The sequence below is a fragment of the Demequina sediminis genome (assembly GCF_030296675.1).
In the GTDB taxonomy this organism is placed as follows: domain Bacteria; phylum Actinomycetota; class Actinomycetes; order Actinomycetales; family Demequinaceae; genus Demequina; species Demequina sediminis.
Genome location: NZ_AP027736.1, coordinates 542,941 through 564,685, shown reverse-complemented (window position 1 = coordinate 564,685; position 21,745 = coordinate 542,941). Strand labels below are relative to the sequence as shown.

Genomic DNA, 21,745 nt, shown 5'->3' with positions numbered 1-21,745 from the left:
GACCCCTCAGACAACACGTGACCCCAGAGACACCACAACGGGCGGCGAGGCCGTAGCCTCACCGCCCGTCGGTGCTGGTATCCCTGGGGATCAGCTGAAGGAGTCTCCGCAAGCGCAGGAACTCGCGGCGTTCGGGTTGTCAATCGTGAAACCCTGCTTCTCGATGGTGTCTGAGAAGTCAATCGTCGCGCCATCGAGGTACGGGACCGACATCTTGTCGACCACGACCCCCACGCCGTCGAAGTCGCGAACCGCGTCTCCGTCAAGCGTGCGCTCATCGAAATAGAGCTGGTAGATGAGGCCGGAACAGCCTCCGGGCTGCACCGCGAGGCGCAGCTTGAGGTCGTCGCGGCCCTCCTGCTCAAGCAGGCTCCTGACCTTCGCCGCCGCGGCATCGGTGATGACGACGCCGTGGGACGTGGTCTCGGTTGCGAGATCAGTCATAGACGCCTCCTCTCTCTCGGGTGTCTTGATAAGCGTACGCCGCGAGAGGGATATTCCGAACCCCGACGCGCGATGTGTGGATGCGTCATCTTCGTGACGCCACGCGCGGACAGTCGAGGTCGGGCTAGCGCGCGGGCGTCCAGGTGTGCGCGAGCCGGCGCACCTGGGCCGCCAGGCCCTCCTCACCACGCTCGCCCTCGTGCGCGCCGGCGATCCCTCCTGCCATGAGGTCGCGTCTGCCGACACCCAGGTGACCGGTGGCGACCACACACGGGGCGCCCCGCCTGCCCGCGAGCCACGCCGCCGCGGCGGCGGCGCCGTGGTCGAGGTCGGCCGCCCGCAGCCGAGCGACCACGGCGACCACCAGATCGGCCTCCTCAGCGGCATCGTTCAGGCCCACCATCTCCGCCACCGCGCGCGATCCCGGCACGAGCCGCGCACCCAGGGCCGCCAGCGCGTAGGCGAGGCCGCCCGCCGCTCCCGCACCCGGCTCGTCCGACAGCCGTCCCACGCCCATCAGGACCTTGCGCGATGCGACCGCGTCCGCCTCACGTGCGATAGCCGCCCACCGCTCCTCCTGTGCCTGCGCGGCCAGGGCGAGCGCGGCATCGGCCTCGCGCCCCTCCCTCACCGCGGCACTCATGCCGCGGAATCCGAGCAAGGGCCGGTCCGCACCCACGAGCGCGACGATGTCGAGACCGGCCACTGCGGCACGCGCCGCGGCGAGGCCGCCGCCCCACAGGTCGACCGCGTCGCCTGCGGGAGGCTCGTCGCCCACGGGCACGACGACCCGCGCGCTCTCCCCCGCGGCGGCGAGTCCCAGCAATGCCGAGGACAGCGCGCCCGGCTCCCATCGCGTGCCGCGCGCGGGAGCCAGCACCACGGCACCCCTCACGCGGCGGGCGATCGCGCCTCCGACGCTCCACCGCTCCCCGGTGAGCGCGTCGCCCGTGAGCGGTCCGCCGTCAGGGACCGCGCGCACGTCAAGCGCGACGTGTCCGGCGGCCTGGGTCCAGGCCTCGCGCGCGACCGCGGCGGTGCGCTCGGGGGTGAGGGATTCGGTGTCGGACAGGGGCCAACTCTGGGCGGCGACGGCAACACGCATCCCACCAGTGTGCCCGCTGCGTCATGCGACAATGTGCGAATGACCCAGACGTTCCACGAGCCCTCGCTGTCCCCCGCGCTGCTGCTCCTGGGTGAGCGACGCGATCCCCTGTCGGAGCGGGGCGTCGACTGTCCCGGCGACCTGCCGCCCGCATCGGACCCCGACCTAGTCGCGCGTGCGCGCGCCGCGAAGGAGGCGCTGGGTGACCGCGTCTTCATCCTGGGCCACCACTACCAGCGCGACGAGGTCATCCAGTTCGCGGACGTGACGGGCGACTCGTTCAAGCTCGCGCGCGATGCCGCCGCGCGTCCCGAGGCGGAGTTCATCGTGTTCTGCGGTGTGCACTTCATGGCCGAGAGCGCGGACATCCTCACGTCGGACTCCCAGGCCGTCGTGCTGCCCGACATGGCGGCCGGCTGTTCGATGGCCGACATGGCGAACATCAACCAGGTGGACGATGCCTGGGCACAGTTGGAGGAGGCAGGCATCGCCTCCCGGACGGTGCCGGTGACCTACATGAACTCGACCGCGGCCATCAAGGCCTTCTGCGGCGAGCACGGCGGGGTGGTCTGCACGTCGTCGAACGCCGAGGTCGCGCTGCGCTGGGCCTTCGACAAGGTGGGCGGCGTCGAGGGCGACGGCAAGGTCCTCTTCATGCCCGACCAGCACCTGGGACGTAACACCGCGGTCCTGCAGCTGGGGCTCTCGCTCGACGACTGCATCGTGTGGGATCCGCGCAAGCCTCTCGGCGGCAACACCCCCGAGGCGATCGAGGCCGCCCGCATGATCCTGTGGAAGGGTCACTGCAGCGTGCACGGCCGCTTCCGCAAGGAGAACGTCGACGCGATCCGCGCCAAGGTGCCCGGCGTCAACGTGCTCGTGCACCCCGAGTGCGCGCACGATGTCGTGACCGCGGCGGACTACGTCGGATCGACCGAGTACATCATCAAGACGCTCGACGCCGCCGAGCCCGGCTCCGCGTGGGTGATCGGCACGGAGCTCAACCTGGTGCGCCGCCTCGCGAACGCCCACGCCGACAAGGACGTGCACTTCCTCGAGGACACGGTGTGCTTCTGCTCGACCATGAACCGGATCGACCTCCCTCACCTGGTGTGGGCGCTCGAGTCGCTGGTCGCGGGCGAGGTGCCCAACCGGATCGTGGTCGATGACGAGACCCAGCGCCTCGCCAAGATCGCCCTCGACCGCATGCTTGCGCTACCCGCGCTGAACCCCGCCAAGGACTGACACAAGGGAGAGACAGCGGGGACGCACGTCCCCGTCACCACCATGAGCGACCACACCACGCCCGAGCCCGACGCGCCCGGCATCGAGACACCCGGCAAGAAGAACCGCCCCACGCCCAAGCGCAAGGAGCAGGAAGCCGCGCGACGTCGCCCGGTCATCGCCGACTCCAAGACCGCGCGCCGCGACCAGCGCGAGAAGCAGCGCCTCCAGCGCGAGAAGGAGTTCCAGGCGATGCGCGAGGGCGACGAGCGGAACATGCCGCTCGAGCACCGCGGTCCCGAGCGACGGTGGCTGCGCGACTACGTCGACGCCCGCACCTCCCCCGGCGAGTTCCTGCTGCCGCTGTCGATCGTGTTCGTCATCGCGTCGCTGGCGATCCCTGGCAACTCCGTGGCGGGCCTGCTGCTCATCGCGATCTTCTACATGCTGGTGCTCGCGGTCGCGATCGACACGTGGCTCATGATCCGTCGCATGAAGAAGCGGTTCGTCGCGAAGTTCGGCGCCACCAAGCTGCCGCGCGCCTGGACCTTCTACGTGATCGCGCGAGCGCTCAACATCCGCCGCTTCCGCGCGCCCAAGCCGCGTGTCGCGAGGGGCGAGTACCCGGTCTGACCCGGCGCGGGCATCGTCCTCCCCCACGGGAGGGCGCGCCTCGCGGCCGCGGCGCGCGCGCATTCCCACGTTCGCGTCGAGCCGAATCGACGTGATGAGCGGGCGAGGCACCCGCCACCGGCAATATCGTCGACACATGGTCAACTATCGATACCTGGGCAACTCCGGCCTCAAGATCACCGAACTCACCTACGGCAACTGGATCACGCACGCCTCGCAGGTCGAGAACGCGCAGGCGACCGCCTGCGTGCGCGCCGCGCTCGACGTGGGCATCACGTCCTTCGACACTGCGGACGTCTACGCCAACACGGCGGCCGAGGAGGTGCTCGGCGAGGCCCTCAAGGGCGAGCGCCGCGAGAGCCTCGAGATCTTCACCAAGGTCTTCTGGCCGACCGGGCCGGGCGGCGCGAACGACATGGGCCTGTCCCGCAAGCACATCATGGAGTCGATCCACGGCTCGCTGCGTCGCCTGCAGACGGACTACGTGGATCTCTACCAGGCGCACCGCTACGACTACGACACTCCCCTCGAGGAGACCATGAGCGCGTTCGCGGACCTGGTCCACTCGGGCAAGGTGCACTACATCGGCGTGAGCGAGTGGACGGCAGATCAAATCAGAGCCGGCGCGGCTCTCGCCAAGGAACTGCGCATCCCGTTCGTGTCCTCGCAGCCGCAGTACTCGATGCTGTGGCGTGTCATCGAGGACGAGGTGGTGCCCGCCTCGCGCGAGGTGGGAGTCTCGCAGATCGTGTGGTCGCCCGTCGCCCAGGGCATCCTCACCGGCAAGTACAAGCCGGGCCAGGCCCCGCCCGCCGGCTCACGCGCGACGGACGAGAAGTCGGGCGCGAAGTTCATCGAGCGCTTCATGCGTGAGGACATCCTCACCCGGGTTCAGCACCTCCGGCCGATCGCCGACGAGCTGGGCCTCACGATGGCGCAGCTGGCGATCGCGTGGGTGCTGCAGAACAGCAACGTCGCGGCGGCGATCATCGGCGCGTCCCGTCCCGAGCAGGTGCGTGACAACGCCAAGGCCTCGGGCGTCGAGATCCCCGCCGAGCTCATGACGCGGATCGACGAGGTCCTGGGCGACGTGGTCGAGCGTGACCCCGCCCGCACGGTCGAGGCGGGTCCGCGCTCGCGCTAACCGCACCCCTGACACACACGAAGGCCCCGGGAGTGATCCCGGGGCCTTCGCTGCATCAAAGGAGAAAACAATGCTTGCACGCCTGGCAGGTGCGTACATCGGTTCCAACGCGCGAATGCGCCCGCGCGTTCCCGGGCGCACACTGGAAGCGTGGAGCGCCTGAGGAACAGGGACGATGCCGGCGAGCGGCTCTCCCGCCTGCTCGCGCCGTTCCTCGAGGAGGCCCGCGGGGACGCTCCGCCGGTGGACGCTCCGCCGGTGGACGCTCCGCCAGTGGTGCTGGGGCTGCCGCGGGGCGGGGTTCCCGTCGCCGCGGGCATCGCCCGACGCCTCGGCCTCCCGCTCGACGTGATCGTGGTGCGCAAGCTCGGCGCGCCGGCTCACGGCGTATCGCGCGGTGCGACCGGCCCTGCCGCTCGGGGGGCGCACCGCGATTGTTGTCGACGACGGCATCGCGACCGGAGGCACGGCCCGCGCCGCTGCACTTGTCGCGCGCGCCAAAGGTGCGACCCGGGTGATCCTCGCCGCGGGAGTCGCGGCGCCGGACTCGCTCGCCGCACTCATGCGGGACGGCAGCGTCGACCATGCGCTCGCGGCCGTCATCCCCGACGCCCTCCACTCGGTCGGCGAGTGGTACGAGGACTTCGCGCAGACCCCGGATGACGAGGTGGTGCGGCTGCTGACGCTCGGGCTCGGCGACTCCTAGCCTCGACCGGCGGCGATCTCGAGAATCCTGCTCGCGGCGGGCGACAGGCGGCGCCGTGGGTCCCACACCGCGGCGAGCGGGCGGGTGAGCGACGGTCCGAGCACCGGGACGCGCACGAGCCTGCCCGCCTGCAGGTCGTCGTGCACCGCGCGCTCGCTGAGCGCGGCGACCCCGCCCCCGCGAGCACCGTGGCGCGGATTGCCGCGGTGGTCGACAGCTCGGCGGCGGGCGCCACCACGGCGCCGGGACCCAGCGCGGCCTCGAGTGCGCGCTCGAGCGTGAGCCGCGTGCCTGAGCCGGCCTCACGGCTCAGGAGAGGGGTGCGTGCGAGCTCCTCGGCGGCGATGCCGCTGCGACGTGCCCACGTGTGACCGGGCGCGACGACGATCACCACCTCGTCGTGGGCGACCACCATCGCCGCGAGGCCCTCGGGCGCATCGGGCGTCTCGACAAAGCCCAGGTCATCGCGCCCGTCGCGCACCCGATGCTCGACCGCGGCGCTATTGACCGCGGTGAGCTCGACGTGCGCCGCGTCCGGCGTCGCGGCGTAGCGCACCAACCAGTGCGGCACGAGGTGCTCGGCGACCGTGAGACTTGCGCCCACGCGCACGCGCGCCGCACGCACGGTGCGCAGCGCCGCGACCGCGGACTCGAAGCCCTCGGACTGCTGAATCACCGCCGCCGCCCACCCGGCCACCATGACGCCGTGATCCGTGAGCACCGTCCCGCGCGTGGTGCGCGAGAACAACGACAGTCCCCAGCGTCTCTCGAGCGCGCGCATCCGTTGCGATACGGCCTGCTGAGTCACGCCCAACTCGCGGGCCGCGCCGGTGAGGCTTCCGTTGGCCTCGACCGCCACCAGCATGCGGAGCTCTTCGAGCGAGGTTGCCATTCTTCTCCGTCACAACTGTGGCTTGGGTGTCACCCGTATTCTTGCACTACCGCACCCCTGATGCGCTTGGGACGCTGGAGTCATGACCGAGCCCCGCCCGTCCACCATCGCTCCCCAGTGGTTCGCGGTCGTGATGGGAACCTCGATCATCGCGACCGCGTCGCACGCGCTCCCCGTCCGGCTGCCCGGGCTCGAGGCGCTCGCCTGGGTCGCGTGGTCCGTGGCCGGAGCGCTCCTCGTGTTGCTCAGCCTCGTGGCCGCGGTGCAGTGGAGCACCCGCCCCGGAAGCGTGCGAGCGCATCTGCTCGATCCCGAGGCTGCCCCGGGGTTCGGCGCGCTGTCCATGGCCTTCACGGCCTTCGCGGGTGCGACGCTCGCGGTCGCACAGCCCGCCCCCGGCGCGGGAGGGCTCGCGATCAGGGTTGCGGCGGCGCTGTGGATCGTCGGCACCGCGATCGGCGTCGCCACGGCCGTGTTGATCCCCGCCATCGCCTTCATGCACCACCGCGCCGCGTCCGACGCGGCATCGGGAACGTGGCTGCTGCCGGTGGTGCCGCCGATGGTGTCCGCCGCCGTGGGTGCGCTGCTGCTCCCCCACCTTCACGGGATCGCCGCACAGACCCTCGCCCTCGCGTGCTACGCGATGGTCGGCGCCGTCGGGCTGGGCGCCACCGTGCTCGTCGTGCTGCTGTGGTCGCGCCTCGCCCATCACGGCGCTGGCCCGGCGCGCACGACCCCGTCGCTGTGGCTCGTCCTGGGCCCGCTGGGCCAAGGGGTCACCGCGCTCGGGCTACTCGCCGACCACGCGAGTCCCGCTCTCGGAGTCGAGCCGCGCCTGCTGGTGATCGCTGCGGTCGGGCTCGGCGTGCCCTTCATGGGCTTCGCCCTCATGTGGCTCGCGATCACCGCGACCATGACCGCCGCCGCGGCACGCCGAGGGCTGCCGTTCTCGCTCGGGTGGTGGGCCTTCACGTTCCCCGTCGGCACCTTGGTGACCGGGGCATCGTCCCTCGCCCTGCACACGGGAGCGGCGGCCGCGACGTGGCTCGCGGCCGGCCTGTTCGTGCTGCTGCTGGCCGGCTGGGCCGTCGCCGCGACGGGGACGGTGCGCGGCCTTCGAGTCGTCGCTGCCCCGGCTCTCCGGGCCGCGCGAACTAGCGGCGCGTGAGGTCTCGATTGAGGCGCGCGACCCACCACGGTCCGCGGTACACGAAGGCCGTGTAGACCTGCAGCAAGGTCGCACCCGCCGCGAGCATGCGCCGAGCATCCTGCTCGGAGGAGATGCCACCCACCCCGATGAGGCACAGGTCGGGACCCACGCGGCCACGCAGGCGCGCGATGATCTCGAGGGCACGCGGCAGCAGCACGGGGCCGGACAATCCGCCGGGGCCGCGGTCGTGGGCGATGGTCGTGTTGGCGGCGACGATGCCGTCGAGGCCGAGTTCGAGCGCGAGATCCGCCGCGGCGTCGACGTCCTCGTCCGCGAGGTCGGGAGCGATCTTCACGAGCAGCGGCACGTGCCGGTCGGGTACGGCGGCGTCCGCCGCGGCCCGCGTCGCCGCGAGGATGGGGCGTAGAGTCTCGACCGACTGCAGGTCGCGCAGTCCGGGTGTGTTGGGCGAGGACACGTTGACCACCAGGTAGTCGGCGTAGCTCGCGAGCAGTCGCGCGGACATCGCATAGTCGTCCGCGGCGCGCTCGGCGGGCGTGTCCTTGTTCTTGCCCAGGTTGACGCCGAGCACCACGCGACGGCCCGCGCGGGTGGACCGCAGCGCCGCGAGTCGCTCGGCCATCGCGCCGGCTCCCGCGTTGTTGAAGCCCATGCGGTTGCGCAAGCCGTCGACGTCGCGCTCGCGCCACGACCGCGGCTTGTCGTTGCCCGGCTGACCCACGGGCGTGACGGTGCCGACCTCGACAAAGCCGAATCCGGCGGCCGCGAGTCCCGCGACCGCCTCGGCATCCTTATCCATGCCTGCCGCGAGCCCGACCGGAGCGGGAAACCGAAGGCCGAGCGCCTCGACCGCACCCGCGGGATCGGGGCGGGCCACGAGGCCCAGCCGCCGCATCGTCCGGAAGGCCCAGCCACCCCGCGCGAAGGCGAGGACCCCGAAGCGGTGGGCGGCCTCCGCGTCAAGGCGCGCGAGGATCAGGCGGTAGAGGGGACCGTACACGGGTCCCAAACTACCGGGGCTAGGCTCGACGGCATGACCTCACTCACCTCTACACAGGAATCCGTCGCGTCCCTCGAGGCCGACGCTCTCATCGTGGGCTGGACCGCCGAAGGACTCGCGGCTCACCCCCTTCTCCCCGCGGACGCCGCGGCGTCGATCACCGCCGGCGCCGAGGCGCTCGACGCATCGGCCAAGGCCGGCACCGTCGTCGTGGTGCCGGGCACCGCGGTGGCGGCACGCCGCGTCGTGGTGGTCGGGATCGGCTCCGGCGCGGCGGGCGACCTCCGTCTCGCCGCGGGCGAGGCCGCGCGGCGCGTGGGCAAGAAACCGTCCACGGTCGTGGTCGCGCTACCCGCAGAGGGCGACGAGCACGCCATCGCCGCCGCCGAGGGTGCCGTCCTGGGCGCCTACGCCTTCACGGACTACAAGTCGGATGAGGACGCGGCGACCGACACCGCGTGGATCATCGCCGGCGCCTCGGACGCGGCGATCCAGCGCGCCCAGATCACCGTCGCAGCGATTGCCGGCGTGCGCGACCTGGTCAACACTCCCCCGCTCGACCTCTACCCCGGTTCCTTCGCGGAGATCGCGGAGCAGCTGGGCGCCCAGGCGGGCGTCGAGGTGCGCGTGTGGGACGCGAACCAGCTCGCGCAGGAGGGGTTCGGCGGCATCCTCGCGGTCGGCATGGGATCCTCCCGCCTGCCGCGCCTGGTGCGCGTCGCGTATGCGCCCGAGGGCGCCTCGCAGACGGTCGCGCTCGTGGGCAAGGGCATCACGTTCGACACCGGTGGCATCTCGCTCAAGCCGCCGAAGTCGATGGAGACCATGAAGTCCGACATGACGGGAGCCGCGACCGTGCTGCACACCGTGATCGCGGCGGCGCGTGCCGGACTCCAGGTCGGCGTGACCGGCTGGCTGTGCCTCGCGGAGAACATGCCGTCGGGTACCGCTCAGCGTCCGTCCGACGTCATCCGCATCTACGGCGGCCGCACGGTCGAGGTGCTCAACACCGATGCCGAGGGACGCCTCGTGATGGCGGACGGCCTGGTCAAGGCGCGCGAGGAGAACCCCGACGTGCTGCTGGACGTCGCGACCCTCACGGGCGCGCAGGGCGTCGCGCTCGGCACCCGCACGTCGGGCGTCATGGGCACCCCCGAGATCCGCGACGAGGTCGTCGCGCGCGCCGACGAGGCGAACGAGGCGATGTGGCCGATGCCGCTGCCCGAGCACCTCCGCGAGCACCTCGACTCCAAGGTCGCCGACCTGCAGAACATCGGCATCCCGGAGGGCGGCATGCTGTCCGCCGGGCTGTTCCTGCGCGAGTTCGTGGGTGACACCCCGTGGGCCCACCTCGACATCGCGCGTCCCGCGTACAACGAGGGCAAGCCGTGGGGCGAGAACCCCGCCGGCTCGACCGGCCACTCGGTGCGCACGCTGCTGCGCTTCCTCGAGGCCCGCGCTTCGGCGTAGGCTCCCGCGCTTCGCGCGCAACGGCGGCTCGCGCGCGACCGCTGCGCCCCGTGAGGTGCTCAGTGCCCGATTCGATCGATTTCGGGCACTGAGCACCTCATTGCGCGTTGTGGGGTGGAGAGATCGAGGCCCACGCTGGCGCTCGTCCTCGAGGCTCACGCCTCCGCCTCGTCTCGCGCCACTCGCCCGCCGCCGCAGCGCCCTGTGAGGTGCTCAGTGCCCGATCTGACCGTTTTTGGGCACTGAGCACCTCACAGCGAGTCGAGGGCGGGCGCGGCGCAGAGTGCGCAGGACGAGGCGATGCGGCGGGGCGGCCTCGCGTGTGACCTTCGCCGGTAAATGGCGGTGTTCTGTCGATGCTCCGTGGCGGCTTTAGTTGGTGGTACCGATGACAAGCGTGGTCTGGCCGTCCGTGGTCGAGAGTCCTGCCGCCGATGCGAGGGCGGCAGTGCCATCGTCAGCAGCTGAGGTGTCCTCGTCGACGTAGCCAGATCTCCAGGGGAATGGTCGTCAGTGGCGGTACCGCGGCGATGATCGAGAGAGCAGTGACCCGCCATGGCCACCGCAGGGTGATGGCGGTGATGAGCGCTATGGCGAGGTAGATGAGGAACATGCCGCCGTGCAGGGCGCCGAAGATGCTGACACCGACGTCGGTTGTGCCCGTCACGTACTTGAGGAACATCCCCGCGAGCAGACCAGCCCAGGTGAAGGCTTCGAGAAAGGCCGCGACGATGGAGACTCTTGCCACAAGCGGAAGTCCATAACGCTGCTGGGTGCTTGCGCTCATTGGTTCGCCTCGTTGCTCGGGAGTTCGTCTGCGTCCGCGACGGAGCGGGCGAGGTGCTCTGCCAGCGCGGCGCGCAGCTGGTGGGGTAGTGGGATCGCGCCGACGGATTCGCTGAGCCAAAGACCGTCGGCAGCGAGGTAGGCGACCATCTTCTGCAGTGCCCGAGGGTCGGTCGGGTCGATGCTGGCGGGGTCGGGGACCCAGCGAGTGATGACTCGTTTCCACGGCTTGCTGAGCTCGCTGTGGGTGCTCGCTTCGAGCATAAGCAGTAACTCCGCGCCGGTGGCGCCGCGGGCGCTGACTCGGGCATAGGCGGCGAGTCGCTCATCCTGCGATGCCTCATCCGGGTCCTTGCCCAGTGCGTGGATCATCTCCTCGTCCCAGTGCTGGGCTTGATGTTCGTGCAGCGCGAGCATCATGGCGTCCTTCGAGGGGAAGTGGTGGAGCAGCCCGCCTTTGGTGAGTCCGGAGGCGGCGGCGACGGATTCGTACGTGAGCGCCGTGACGCCGTCGGTCTCGACAACGCTGAGGGCGGCCTTGAGGATCGTGTCCCGTTTACTGGTCCGCATGGGCGGTCCTTTCTCGGTCAGTGCTCGGAGTGCAGCTGTGACTGGGTGCCAGGCAGGTACCGGCGCAGAAGCACTCCGGTGATGACTGCGCCCACCGCGAGAACGACTGCGACGACCAGCATCACAACGAGGTAGGCGGAGTCGAAAGCCGTCGCCGCCGCCTGGAGGATCTCTGCGTCACCCTGCGCAGCAGCCTGTGCCTCAGCGATGCTGTTGCCAGCCGCGTCCGGGGCGCCGTCGGGTAGAACGACGCGTGCGCCGTAGATAGCCGTGAGCAGGCTCCCGAGCACGGACACTGCAATGAGGCTGCCGAACTCGTAGGAGACTTCTTCGATCGAGGCGGCCATGCCTGCTCGGCGCACCGGCACGTTCCCGATAATCGCGGTGGAGGCGACCGCCAAGGCGGCTCCGATACCAGCTCCGGTCAACAGCAGTCCGAGGATCAGCACGCCGAAGGACGACTGGAATCCGATGACCGTCACCACGACGCCGCCGGTGGCGAAGGCGAGACCGCCGGTGATGAGCGCGAGCAGTCCGGTGCGGTGCAGGAACGCGCCCCCAGGAGCGCTGTCGGCAACGTGCCCACGGCGATCGCGGCGACCAAGAGCCCAGCTTCCAGCGGGCTGAATCCGGCGACCTGCTGGAATCGCTGCGTGGTGACGAGCTGGATGCCCCCGATCGCGAACATCGCGAACGACGCGGCCAGCACTCCGGCAGTGAACGCCGGGTTGCCGAAGATGGAGAACTCCAACAGAGGTTGCTCCATACCTCGCTGACGGCGCACGAACAGCCAGAACCCGATGGCAGCAACGAGCAGCGCAACAATGATGGTCGTTGCCGAGGGCGGCGCGTGGCCGATCTCTTTGATGGCCATCACCGTTCCGACAAGCCCGATCATCACCAAGATCGAGGAGATGGCATCCCATCGCTTCGAGGGATCCGGGTCGTTGGCCAGGCGGATCAGCCAGGTAGCGACCAGCGCCAGCACCACAACGGGCACGTTGATCAAGAACACCGAGCCCCACCAGAAGAACTCAAGGAGTGTGCCGCCAATAATCGGGCCGAGGGCGAACCCGATGACCGACATACTTCCCAGACCGCGATGGCGATATTGCGCTCACGCTCGACCGTGAAAGTGGTGCGGATCAGCGCCAGGGTGGCCGGCATCATCGCTGCCGCACCGACAGCGAGCACAGCACGCGCAGCGATCAGGACCTCGGGTGACGGAGCGAACGCTGCCAGCAGGGAAGCCAGTCCGAAGATCACCAGACCGACAACAAACATCCGCGTGTGGCCGATGCGATCCCCCAGGGTTCCGCTGCCCAGCAACAGCCCCGCCATCACCAGGGGGTAGGCATTGATGATCCAGAGGTTCTGTGTGTTCGAAGCCTGCAGTTCCTCAGTCAGCGTCGGCAGGGCCGTGTAGAGAATCGAGTTATCCAAGGTGATCAGCAGCAGACCTGCTCCAACCGTCACCAGCAGCGACCAGCGTCGCCTCTTCGTCATCGCGGACATGCGCGTCTTCCCCTCGTCGTGAACGACATAACTGTACCGGATGGATGGTGTAGTTAAGTCGACGGAGGGAGAGACTCACGGCGCGCGCTATGCATGGCGTGCGGGCGGCGAAGCTTGGAAGGTTTTAGAGCGAAGGCGCGGCACTTCGATGCAGGCAAAACCGGACGAGCTGGTGCCTCAGTTGGGTACAGGTTTATGAGACTTTCAGCGGGTGGTCGGCCTCAGGTTCGCTTCCTGCGTGAACGCGCTCTCGGGATTGTCTTGCGAAGTCGTCTCGACGGAAAGTGCCTCAAGGCGGTGACTTCCAGGACTTTCTGCACCATGCTGGGGGTATGAGGCTTCTGGGATATACGCGGGTGAGCACGGCGACGCAGGACGCGCAGCTGCAAGTCGATGCGCTGGTGGAGGGCGGGGTGCAGAAGCGGGACGTGTTCTCCGATGTGACCTCGGGTAGCCGGACCGCGATCGAGCGACCGGGGATGAAACGTCTGCTGGACTACGCCGAGGACGGCGACACGGTGGTGGTGTGGCGCATCGACCGGCTGGGCCGGTCCCTGCTCGACGTCCTGAATACGGTCACGCTGCTGCGCGGCCAGGGCGTGAAGATCAGATCGGTCTCGGACGGGATCGACCCGGAGACGACATCGGGCCGGATGATGCTGGGCATGCTCGCGACCTTGGCCGAGTATGAGCGCGAGCTGATCACCGAACGCGTCAATGCGGGGATCGCCGCGGCGAAGCAGAACGGCACCCGCTTCGGCCGACCCCCGGTCGACCCGGCCGTGATCGCGGAGAAGCTCGAAATCGCGGGCGATGCCCGCGCGAAGGGCCGCACCGCCGAGGACGCCGCCCGACTCGTCGGCTGGTCCCGGGCGACGCTCTATCGCCATCGGCAGGCGGCCCGTGCCCGCGAGGCCGTCGCCGAGCAGGTGTGAGGTGGACGGGCCGGCGCGGTGGCGCATCCTGCGGCTGCACGTCGAGGACGGTATCCCGCTGAGCGCCCTGGCCCGGGAGACCGGGATCAGCCTGCGCACCCTGGAGCGCTGGCACGCCCGCTACCGTGCCGACGGGTACGCGGGCCTGGAGACAGGCCAGCGCTCGGACGCCGGCGCCCACCATCTGCCCAGGGAGCTCGTGCGGTTGATCGAGGGCCTGGCGCTCAGCAAGCCCCGGCCCGCGATCGCCACGATCCACCGCAAGGTCACCGACATCTGCGGTACCCGAGGGTGGCCGGTGCCTTCCTACGGGGTGGTCCGCTCGATCGCGGGTGCCCTCGATCCGGGCATGGTCACCCTAGCCCTGGAGGGCGCGGCGTCCTACCGGGACAAGCACGAACTGGTGCTGCGCCGGCACGCCGAACAACCGAATGCGATGTGGCAAAGTGACCACACGCTGCTCGACATTCTCGTGGTGGGCACCGACGGCAAACCAGTCCGCCCCTGGCTGACGACGATCCTCGATGACTGCTCCCGCGCGATCTGCGGCTACACCGTCTTCCTGGGTGCGCCGTCCGCGATGAACACCGCCCTGGCGCTGCGGCAGGCTATCTGGCACAAGAGCGACCCCGCGTGGCCGATGTGCGGGCTGCCGGACGTGCTCTATGTCGACCACGGCAGTGACTTCATCAGCCGCCACCTCGCCGGCACCGCTGTTGACCTGCACATCCGGCTGATCCACTCCACCGTCGCCCGTCCCCAGGGCCGGGGCAAGATCGAGCGGTTCTTCGGCACCGTCAACACCGAGCTTCTCGCTGACCTGCCCGGCCACATCACCGAGGGCCATCCCGCGCCGACGCCGAAGCTGTCCCTGGCCGAGCTCGACAGCGCGGTGGAGGGGTTCGTGGCCACCTACAACGACCGGACCCACAGCGAGCTCGGTGCCTCGCCGCGCACCGCGTGGATCGCCGAGGGCTGGCTGCCGCGCATGCCCGAGAGCCTGGAAGACCTCGACGGGCTGCTGCTCACGGTCGCCCAGTCCCGGGTGGTGCGCCGTGATGGCATCCGCTTCCAGGGGCTGCGCTACGTCTCCCCGACGCTGGCCGGCTACGTCGGACGGCCGGTGGTGATCCGCTACGACCCGCGCGATATCACTGAGATCCGCGTGTTCGACCACGACGAGTTCCTGTGCAAGGCCGTCAACCAGGACCATCACGACGAGAAGATCAGTCTCAAGGAGATCCAGGCTGCCCGCAACGCGCGCCGTCGCGCCCTGCGCCAAGGCATCAATGAACGCATTGCCGTCGTAGCCGCGCACACCACTGAGACGCCATCGACAGCCGAGCCGCCAGCCCCAGCACCGAAGCGGAAGCTGAAAGTCTACAAGGAGGACTTGAGGTGAGCCAGCGCTTCATCGTGACCAAAGAGCACCGCCGCTTCACCGAGTTCGCCGACGCTGTCCGCCGCGGCCACACCATCGGTCTGTGCTTCGGACCGGCCGGGGTGGGCAAGACACTCTCCGCGCGCCGCTACGCCCACTGGGAGAAGGCCTATGACCTGCTGACCTATTGGGGTCCGCGCGCCGACAGCGACGCCAAGATCTACGCCGCCCTCGCTCGGAGTCGTACCGTGCTCTACACCCCCAGCGTGCTCACCACCCCACGGGTGCTGAAGGATGAACTCGACCAGGCGATCACCCGCACCAATATCTGCATCGAGCAGCATCTGGAGGCAGTCGGTCAGATCACCCCGCAGACGTGGGGCCGACGGCACGGCAGGAACCACGTGCAGCTGGTCATCGTCGATGAGTCCGAACGGCTCCGCCCCACCGCGCTGGAGCTGCTGCGCGATCGCTACGACCGCGACAACATCGCCTTGATCCTGATCGGCATGCCCGGCCTGGAGAAGCAGTTCAGCCACTACCCGCAGTTCTACAGTCGTGTCGGCTTCGCCCACCAATACCGGCCCCTGGGCACGGACGAGCTGCTGTTCGTCCTCCAGCGCCACTGGCGCTCCCTGGGCAAGACCCTCGACCCCGAGGACTTCACCGACGCGCAAGCCATCGCTTCCATCACCCGCATCACCCGCGGGAACTTCCGACTGCTGGAGCGGCTCTTCCCGCAGATCGAGCGCGTCCTGAAGATCAACGAGCTCGACACCATCACCAACGACGTCATCGAAGCCGCCGCCAGCACCCTCGTCATCGGCACCACCTGAACAAAGACCGCCACTGAGCATCGACAGAACACCGCCATTTAACAGCGAAAGTCACAGGCCTCGCGGAACCGGCGCGGGGACGATGCCGGGGCCGGGTTCAGCCGTTGCGGTGCTTCTCGTTCCACTCGCGCATGCGGCTGGGGTAACCCGAGAGGTTGACGTCAAACGCGGGCACGCCGAACTGCTTGGCGAGCTTGCGCGCGGTCGCCTCATCGGGAACGCGCCGCCGCGTCCACTCGCCGGTGTCCGCGACCATGACCATGGTGGTCTGCGTCACGCGCGTCGGAGGTTCGATGAATGCCTCGCAGCCGGAGTGCGACTCGACGAACGCCGCGAAGTGCGCGACCGTCTCGCTCTTGGCGTCCTTGCCGGCTGCGGGGGCGGCCGTCGACTGCTTCGAACGCGACTTCCAGGAGAACAGACCCATGCGCTCAGCGTAGCCATGGCGCGCGGTTCGCGGGCGAGGCCCGCCGTGGCAAGATGGGCCGTACAGACATCCCTACAAGGAGATCCCATAGTGTCCGAGTCCACCCCACGCTCGTTTGATGTTCTGATTCTCGGTGGCGGTTCCGGTGGCTATGCCGCCGCACTGCGCGCCTCCCAGCTCGGCCTCACGGTCGGCCTGGTCGAGGAGTCGAAGGTGGGCGGCACGTGCCTCCACAACGGCTGCATCCCCACCAAGGCCCTCCTGCACGCGGCGGAGCTCGCCGACAACGCACGCGAGGGCGCCAACTACGGCGTCAACACCACGCTCCACGGCATCGACATGCTCAAGGTGAACTCCTACAAGCAGGGCGTCATTGACCGCCTCTACCGCGGACTCACTGGCCTGGTGAAGTCGCGCAAGGTCACCGTGATCGAGGGCCACGGACGCCTGGTGGGCCAGGACACCATCGAGGTGAACGGCGAGCGTTACACCGGCACGAACATCGTCCTTGCCTCGGGCTCGTACGCACGCTCGCTGCCCGGTCTCGAGATCGGCGGCCGCGTCATCACCTCGGACCAGGCCCTCCAGATGGAGTGGGTCCCGCAGCGCGCGATCGTCCTCGGCGGCGGCGTGATCGGCGTCGAGTTCGCCTCCGTGTGGAAGTCCTTCGGCTCCGAGGTGACGATCGTCGAGGCGCTCCCTCACCTCGCCCCGAACGAGGATGAGTCCCTGTCGAAGGGCCTCGAGCGCTCGTTCCGCAAGCGCGGCATCGACTTCAAGCTCGGCGCGCGCTTCCAGGGTGTCGAGCAGTCCGATGCCGGCGTCAAGGTGACGCTTGAGGACGGCAGCACTCTTGAGGCCGACATCCTGCTCGTCGCGGTGGGTCGCGGCCCCCGCACCGCCGAACTCGGCTACGAGGAGCAGGGCGTGCGTATGGACCGCGGCTTCGTCCTGACGGACGAGCGCCTCCACACCGGCGTCGCGAACATCTACGCGGTCGGCGACATCGTCCCCGGCCTCCAGCTCGCGCACCGCGGCTTCCAGCAGGGCATCTTCGTGGCCGAGGAGATCGCGGGCCTCGCGCCGCAGGCGATCGTCGAGGCCAATATCCCGCGCGTCACGTACTGCGACCCCGAGCTCGCATCGGTGGGCCTCACGGAGGCCAAGGCGATCGAGACGTACGGCGCGGACAAGGTCAAGGCGCTCGAGTACAACCTGGGCGGCAACGGCAAGAGCCAGATCCTCGGCACCACGGGCTTCATCAAGCTCGTGCGCGTGGTCGACGGCCCCGTGGTCGGCGTGCACATGATCGGCGCGCGCGTCGGCGAGCAGATCGGCGAGGCGCAGCTCATCGTGAGCTGGGACGCCCACCCCGAGGATGTCGCACCCCTGGTCCATGCCCACCCCACGCAGAACGAGGCGCTGGGCGAGGCGCACCTGGCGCTCGCCGGCAAGCCCCTGCACGCGCACGACTGATCCGTCACGAACGAGGGAGTTCCCACCATGAGCAATGACGTCACCCTTCCCGCGCTCGGCGAATCCGTCACCGAGGGCACCGTCACCCGCTGGCTGAAGTCCGTCGGCGACACCATCGAGGTCGACGAGCCGCTGGTCGAGGTCTCGACCGACAAGGTCGACACCGAGATCCCGTCGCCGTTCGCCGGCACGATCCTCGAGATCCTGGTGCCCGAGGACGAGGTCGCCGAGGTCGGCACCGTCCTCGCACGCATCGGCGATGCCGGCGAGTCACCCGCGGCGAGCCCGGCACCCGCCGCCGCGTCCGCGCCTGCCCCCGCCGCGACGCCCGTCGAGGCCGCGCCCGCTCCGCAGTCGGCGCCCGCACCGCAGTCCGCACCGGCTCCCGCCGAGCCCGCGCAGTCCGCTCCCTCGCCCGCCCCCGCAGGCGGAGGCCGCGACGTGACCCTTCCCGCCCTCGGCGAGTCGGTCACCGAGGGCACCGTCACCCGCTGGCTGAAGGCCGTGGGCGACTCGGTCGATGCGGACGAGCCTCTGCTCGAGGTGTCCACCGACAAGGTCGACACCGAGATCCCCGCTCCGTTCGCCGGTGTCCTCACCGAGATCGTGGTCGGCGAGGACGAGGTCGCCGAGGTCGGCGCCGTGCTCGCGCGCATCGGCGAGCCGGGCTCCGCGCCCGCCGCGGCACCGGCCCCCGCTCAGGTGAGCCAGCCCGCCGCCCAGGCACCCGCGGCCCCCGAGCCGCAGGCGGCACCCGAGCCCGAGGCCCCGGCTCCCCCGGCGCCTCCCGCCGCGCCGTCCGCGCCTGCCGCGGCATCGGTCCCGGCCCCGGCCGCGCCGTCCGCCCCGGTTGCACCCTCCGCACCGGCCGCGCCGTCCGCCCCCGCGTCGGCATCGGCCGCCTCGACGGGCTCTGGATACGTCACGCCGATCGTGCGCAAGCTCGCTGCCGAGAAGGGCGTCGACCTGGCGTCCCTCACGGGCACCGGAGTGGGCGGGCGCATCCGCAAGGAGGACGTCTTGTCGGCGGCCACCGCGCCTGCTCCTGCGGCGTCGTCGGCCCCCGCCGCTGCCGCCCCCGCGGCCCCGAAGAAGGCCGCGGCCGACGTCGAGGTCTCGGAGCTGCGCGGCCAGACGGTCAAGATGACCCGCATCCGCAAGATCACGGCCGACAAGATGATGGAGTCGCTGCACGGCATGGCGCAGCTCACCTCCGTGGTCGAGGTCGACTGCACCAAGATCTGGGCGCTGCGCGCAAAGTCGAAGAACGCGTTCTCCGAGAAGCACGGCGTGAACCTCACGTTCCTGCCGTTCTTCACGCGGGCCGTCGCGATTGCGCTCCAGGAGCACGCGTTCCTCAACGCCTCGGTGGTCGACGGCAGCATCGTCTACCACCCCGCCGTGAACCTCTCGCTCGCGGTCGACACGCCTAAGGGACTCATGCTCCCGACGCTCAAGGACGCCGACTCGAAGAGCATCGTCGAGCACGCCAAGGGGATCGTCGACCTCGCTGGCAAGGCCCGCAACGGCGGCCTCGGCGCGGACGAGATCTCGGGCGGCACGTTCTCGGTGACCAACACGGGCTCCGGCGGCACGCTGTTCGACACGCCGATCGTCCCGGCGCCGCAGGTGGGCATCCTGGCGACGTGCGCGATCGTCAAGAAGCCCGTGGTGGTCAAGGGTCCCGATGGCGAGGACGTCATCTCGATCCGCCCCATGTGCTACCTGCCGCTCAGCTACGACCACAGGATCGTCGACGGCGCGGATGCGGCTCGCTTCCTCCAGACCGTCAAGGCGATCATCGAGGCCGGCGAGTTCGAGTCCGAGCTGGGCCTCTAGGCACTCATGCGCGTCGTGATCTCCGGCTCCTCGGGGCTGATCGGCACGGCGCTCCGCACGTCCCTGCGCGAGGGCGGCCACGATGTGGTCGCCCTCGTGCGGCGTTCGGCCGCCGGTCCTCACGAGTCCCGCTGGGATCCCCGGGCCGGCGAGATCGACGTCAACCTGCTGTGCTCCGCCGATGCCGTCGTCAACCTGGCCGGCGCGTCGATCGGTGACAAGCGACTGACGTCCTCCTATGCCAAGGTCGTGCGTCAGTCGCGTCTCGACGCCACCTCGACGATCGTCGAGGCCCTGGTCGGCGGCTTCGATGGCGTGCTCATCCAGGGCTCCGCGATGGGCTTCTACGGCTCGCGCGGCGAGGAGGACCTGAACGAACGCTCGGGTCCGGGCGACACCCTGCTCGCGAGCATCGTCAGGGACTGGGAGGCCGCGGCCCAGCCCGCGCGCGATGCCGGGATCCGCACGGTGACCGTGCGCACCGGGCTCGTGCTCGCCCCGCACGGCGGCTTCGCCGAGCGGCTCCTGCCTCTTGTCACGCGCGGGCTGCTCGGCTCGCTCGGCAGCGGCGACGCGTGGCACTCGTGGATCTCGCTCGAGGACCACATCCGCGCGCTGCGCTTCCTCATCGACTCGGATCACCACGGCGAGGCCAACGCGATCGCCCCCCACCCCGCGCGCGACGCCGCTCTCCTGCGCGCGCTGTCCGAGGCGGCGGGCAAGCGGCCCGGCTTCCGGGTGCCCGCCTTCGTGCTCGAGGCGGCGATCGGTCCCGCGGTCGAGGACCTGCTCTCTTCGCAGAAGGCGACGCCAGGAGTGCTCACCCGGTTGGGCTTCGAGTGGCATCACCCGACCATCGAGGACGCCGCACGGTGGGTCATGGCGGGTGTCACGGAGGGTCGCTGACCTCCGCGACCCTCCAGACGGTCCCCGACCACTCGAGCGCGAGCAGCGCCGTCTGCGTGTGCGCCGGCACCGCGACGCTGTGCCCGTCGGGGTCGCTGCGCGCGTGTGGCGAGACCTCGTAGGTGACGGCCACCAAGGCACGCCTCGGCGCACCGTTGTCTCCCTCGACCGCGTCGCCCACCTCGACCTGCACCGCCCCGCGCTCGGCGATGACAAGCCCCTCGAACACCGTCCCCTCCTCGAGTGACCGCGCCTCGCGCGAGGCGGTCGCCCACGCGCCGCTGCCCGGCACCGTCATCGCGACCAACGCCTCGCCGTCGCCCACGGCGAGCGCCTCGCCTCGCGCCGTGGTCAGGGCGACGGCCGCCGCGACGGGCGCCGGAGGACTGAGCACCGGCGCCGGATCCGCCGGCACGGAGTCGGCGGCTAGTTCAGCGCCGCGCGCGGACGGCTCGCTCGCCGCGAGGTCGGGTCCCCACGCGATCCATGCGATCGCCGCCACGCAGGCAAGGGCGATCACCAAGGTGCGCACCGGTCGACGCACGAGTCTCCACGCCCACGCGCGAGGATCGCGCTCGGTGCGCGCGGGAGGCGGCGTGCCCTGGCGAGGGACGTCGGCCTCGGGGCGCCACCTCACCGGCGCCGCGCAGCGCGACAGCCCCGCCGCGACGGCCGCCGCCGTGGGGCGCGCGTCAGGATCCTGTGCGAGGAGAGGCACCATCCACGCCTCCGCCTGCGTGCGGATCGTGTCCCCCGCCACGGCGAGCGCGACCGCCCCGAGCGCATAGACGTCCGCCGCGGGAGATGGCCCTCCTCGCGCGCGCTCGGGAGCGGCGAAGCCCGGCGTGCCCCTCTCGCGGCCCAGCGCGGCCCCCACCAGATCGATCAGCACCGGCCGCACACCCACGATCACGTTGGCCGGCGACACGTCACCGTGGCTGAAGCCTGCTCGATGCAGCGCGGCGAGGGCATCGGCGAGGGACGCGACGAGCCACACCCACTCTCCCAACGCCTCGACCGGCCCCGCGCCGGAGAGCGCAACCCCGGCGACGCGGGGAGAGCACGCGACCACGGCATCGTCCTCGCGGGCGACATCCAGCGGGACGCACACGCCCGGGTGCGCGACCGACGCCAGGTCCGCCACGCGCTCCCGCGCCAGGCGCTCGTCCCTGTCGCCCCGCCCCACCACGCGCGAGACGCGATCCAGCGCGAGGGGTGCGACGCGGGCGGGTGCGGACGGCATGAGTCCACCGTCGCACCGTGAGACGCGTCGGGGCCCGTTCTC

The 21,745-nt window shown here is 70.3% G+C and carries 20 protein-coding genes and 2 pseudogenes; 12 read left to right on the top strand and 10 right to left on the bottom strand.

Features of this window, described 5'->3' with window-relative positions; genetic code table 11:
* Positions 1-90: 90 nt before the first annotated feature.
* Both erpA and QUE44_RS02935 read right to left on the bottom strand, forming a co-directional pair.
* Positions 91-444 carry an iron-sulfur cluster insertion protein ErpA gene (erpA, locus tag QUE44_RS02940; RefSeq protein WP_286215772.1) on the bottom strand — a complete coding sequence of 118 codons (354 nt, stop codon included), beginning with the start codon at positions 442-444 and terminating at the stop codon, positions 91-93.
* 124 nt (positions 445-568) lie between these two features.
* Complete coding sequence (locus tag QUE44_RS02935) at positions 569-1,549, bottom strand: glycerate kinase (RefSeq protein ID WP_286215770.1); 981 nt, start codon at positions 1,547-1,549, stop codon at positions 569-571.
* Positions 1,550-1,588: 39 nt separating this feature from the next.
* Between QUE44_RS02935 and nadA the strand changes: the two genes are divergently transcribed.
* The 4 genes from nadA to QUE44_RS02910 all read left to right on the top strand — a co-directional run bounded on the left by nadA (position 1,589) and on the right by QUE44_RS02910 (position 5,256).
* Entirely contained in the window at positions 1,589-2,794 is a 1,206-nt protein-coding gene (gene nadA, locus QUE44_RS02930) for a quinolinate synthase NadA (RefSeq protein WP_286215769.1), read from the top strand.
* Positions 2,795-2,836: 42 nt separating this feature from the next.
* Positions 2,837-3,406, top strand: a complete 570-nt coding sequence (locus QUE44_RS02925) for a DUF3043 domain-containing protein (protein ID WP_286215768.1) — start codon at positions 2,837-2,839, stop codon at positions 3,404-3,406.
* A gap of 136 nt (positions 3,407-3,542) precedes the next feature.
* Positions 3,543-4,550, top strand: a complete 1,008-nt coding sequence (locus tag QUE44_RS02920; RefSeq protein ID WP_286215767.1) for an aldo/keto reductase family protein — start codon at positions 3,543-3,545, stop codon at positions 4,548-4,550.
* A gap of 397 nt (positions 4,551-4,947) precedes the next feature.
* Positions 4,948-5,256: a phosphoribosyltransferase family protein gene (locus QUE44_RS02910; RefSeq protein WP_286215766.1), complete on the top strand. Its 309-nt coding sequence runs from the start codon at positions 4,948-4,950 to the stop codon at positions 5,254-5,256.
* On the opposite strand, the pseudogene QUE44_RS02905 reads toward QUE44_RS02910, so the two are convergent.
* A pseudogene (locus QUE44_RS02905) lies at positions 5,253-6,121 on the bottom strand (LysR family transcriptional regulator). The gene QUE44_RS02910 and the pseudogene QUE44_RS02905 overlap by 4 nt on opposite strands.
* A 109-nt stretch (positions 6,122-6,230) precedes the next feature.
* Here QUE44_RS02905 and QUE44_RS02900 point away from each other — a divergent pair.
* The gene (locus QUE44_RS02900; protein WP_286215764.1) at positions 6,231-7,316 is read left to right on the top strand and encodes an SLAC1 family transporter; all 1,086 of its coding nucleotides are present in this window, start codon (positions 6,231-6,233) and stop codon (positions 7,314-7,316) included.
* Here the strand turns inward: QUE44_RS02900 and QUE44_RS02895 are convergent.
* Entirely contained in the window at positions 7,303-8,319 is a 1,017-nt protein-coding gene (locus QUE44_RS02895; RefSeq protein ID WP_286215763.1) for a quinone-dependent dihydroorotate dehydrogenase, read from the bottom strand. The genes QUE44_RS02900 and QUE44_RS02895 overlap by 14 nt on opposite strands.
* A gap of 33 nt (positions 8,320-8,352) precedes the next feature.
* On the opposite strand from QUE44_RS02895, the gene QUE44_RS02890 reads away from it, so the two are divergent.
* Positions 8,353-9,789, top strand: coding sequence for a leucyl aminopeptidase (locus QUE44_RS02890; protein ID WP_286215762.1), 1,437 nt, complete (start codon positions 8,353-8,355; stop codon positions 9,787-9,789).
* A gap of 457 nt (positions 9,790-10,246) precedes the next feature.
* Here the strand turns inward: QUE44_RS02890 and QUE44_RS02885 are convergent, their stop codons facing one another.
* From QUE44_RS02885 to QUE44_RS02875, 4 genes and pseudogenes are all read right to left on the bottom strand, one after another.
* Entirely contained in the window at positions 10,247-10,576 is a 330-nt protein-coding gene (locus QUE44_RS02885) for a DUF3817 domain-containing protein (protein ID WP_042329407.1), read from the bottom strand.
* Positions 10,573-11,145, bottom strand: a complete 573-nt coding sequence (locus QUE44_RS02880; RefSeq protein ID WP_286215760.1) for a TetR/AcrR family transcriptional regulator — start codon at positions 11,143-11,145, stop codon at positions 10,573-10,575. Before QUE44_RS02880 ends, QUE44_RS02885 begins: the two co-directional genes overlap by 4 nt.
* A 17-nt stretch (positions 11,146-11,162) precedes the next feature.
* Positions 11,163-11,630 carry an MFS transporter gene (locus QUE44_RS14325; RefSeq protein ID WP_433997178.1) on the bottom strand — a complete coding sequence of 156 codons (468 nt, stop codon included), beginning with the start codon at positions 11,628-11,630 and terminating at the stop codon, positions 11,163-11,165.
* Positions 11,624-12,651 (bottom strand): annotated as a pseudogene (locus QUE44_RS02875) (MFS transporter). The gene QUE44_RS14325 and the pseudogene QUE44_RS02875 overlap by 7 nt, the downstream one beginning before the upstream one ends.
* Before the next feature lie 341 nt (positions 12,652-12,992).
* Between QUE44_RS02875 and QUE44_RS02870 the strand changes: the two are divergent.
* From QUE44_RS02870 to QUE44_RS02860, 3 genes are read left to right on the top strand one after another with little or no spacing between them, the layout of a single operon-like run.
* Positions 12,993-13,595, top strand: coding sequence for a recombinase family protein (locus QUE44_RS02870; protein ID WP_017836496.1), 603 nt, complete (start codon positions 12,993-12,995; stop codon positions 13,593-13,595).
* A 1-nt stretch (position 13,596) separates the two neighbouring features.
* The gene (locus tag QUE44_RS02865; protein WP_017836497.1) at positions 13,597-14,997 is read left to right on the top strand and encodes a TnsB C-terminal domain-containing protein; all 1,401 of its coding nucleotides are present in this window, start codon (positions 13,597-13,599) and stop codon (positions 14,995-14,997) included.
* Positions 14,994-15,812 carry an AAA family ATPase gene (locus QUE44_RS02860; RefSeq protein WP_017836498.1) on the top strand — a complete coding sequence of 273 codons (819 nt, stop codon included), beginning with the start codon at positions 14,994-14,996 and terminating at the stop codon, positions 15,810-15,812. The genes QUE44_RS02865 and QUE44_RS02860 overlap by 4 nt, the downstream gene beginning before the upstream one ends.
* Positions 15,813-15,909: 97 nt before the next feature.
* On the opposite strand, the gene QUE44_RS02855 is transcribed toward QUE44_RS02860, so the two are convergent.
* On the bottom strand, positions 15,910-16,239 hold the full coding sequence (locus QUE44_RS02855; RefSeq protein WP_286215755.1) for an oxidoreductase: 330 nt from the start codon (positions 16,237-16,239) through the stop codon (positions 15,910-15,912).
* 87 nt (positions 16,240-16,326) lie between these two features.
* Here QUE44_RS02855 and lpdA point away from each other — a divergent pair, with 87 nt between their 5' ends.
* The 3 genes from lpdA to QUE44_RS02840 are packed head-to-tail and all read left to right on the top strand — an operon-like array spanning position 16,327 to position 20,460.
* Positions 16,327-17,715, top strand: a complete 1,389-nt coding sequence (gene lpdA / locus QUE44_RS02850; protein WP_286216648.1) for a dihydrolipoyl dehydrogenase — start codon at positions 16,327-16,329, stop codon at positions 17,713-17,715.
* A 27-nt stretch (positions 17,716-17,742) separates the two neighbouring features.
* Positions 17,743-19,554, top strand: a complete 1,812-nt coding sequence (gene sucB, locus QUE44_RS02845; RefSeq protein WP_286215754.1) for a 2-oxoglutarate dehydrogenase, E2 component, dihydrolipoamide succinyltransferase — start codon at positions 17,743-17,745, stop codon at positions 19,552-19,554.
* Between the two features lie 6 nt (positions 19,555-19,560).
* Entirely contained in the window at positions 19,561-20,460 is a 900-nt protein-coding gene (locus tag QUE44_RS02840) for a TIGR01777 family oxidoreductase (protein WP_286215753.1), read from the top strand.
* Here QUE44_RS02840 and QUE44_RS02835 read toward each other — a convergent pair.
* Positions 20,444-21,703 carry a protein kinase family protein gene (locus QUE44_RS02835; protein ID WP_286215752.1) on the bottom strand — a complete coding sequence of 420 codons (1,260 nt, stop codon included), beginning with the start codon at positions 21,701-21,703 and terminating at the stop codon, positions 20,444-20,446. The two genes, QUE44_RS02840 and QUE44_RS02835, sit on opposite strands and share 17 nt — an antisense overlap.
* Between the last annotated feature and the right edge of the window lie 42 nt (positions 21,704-21,745).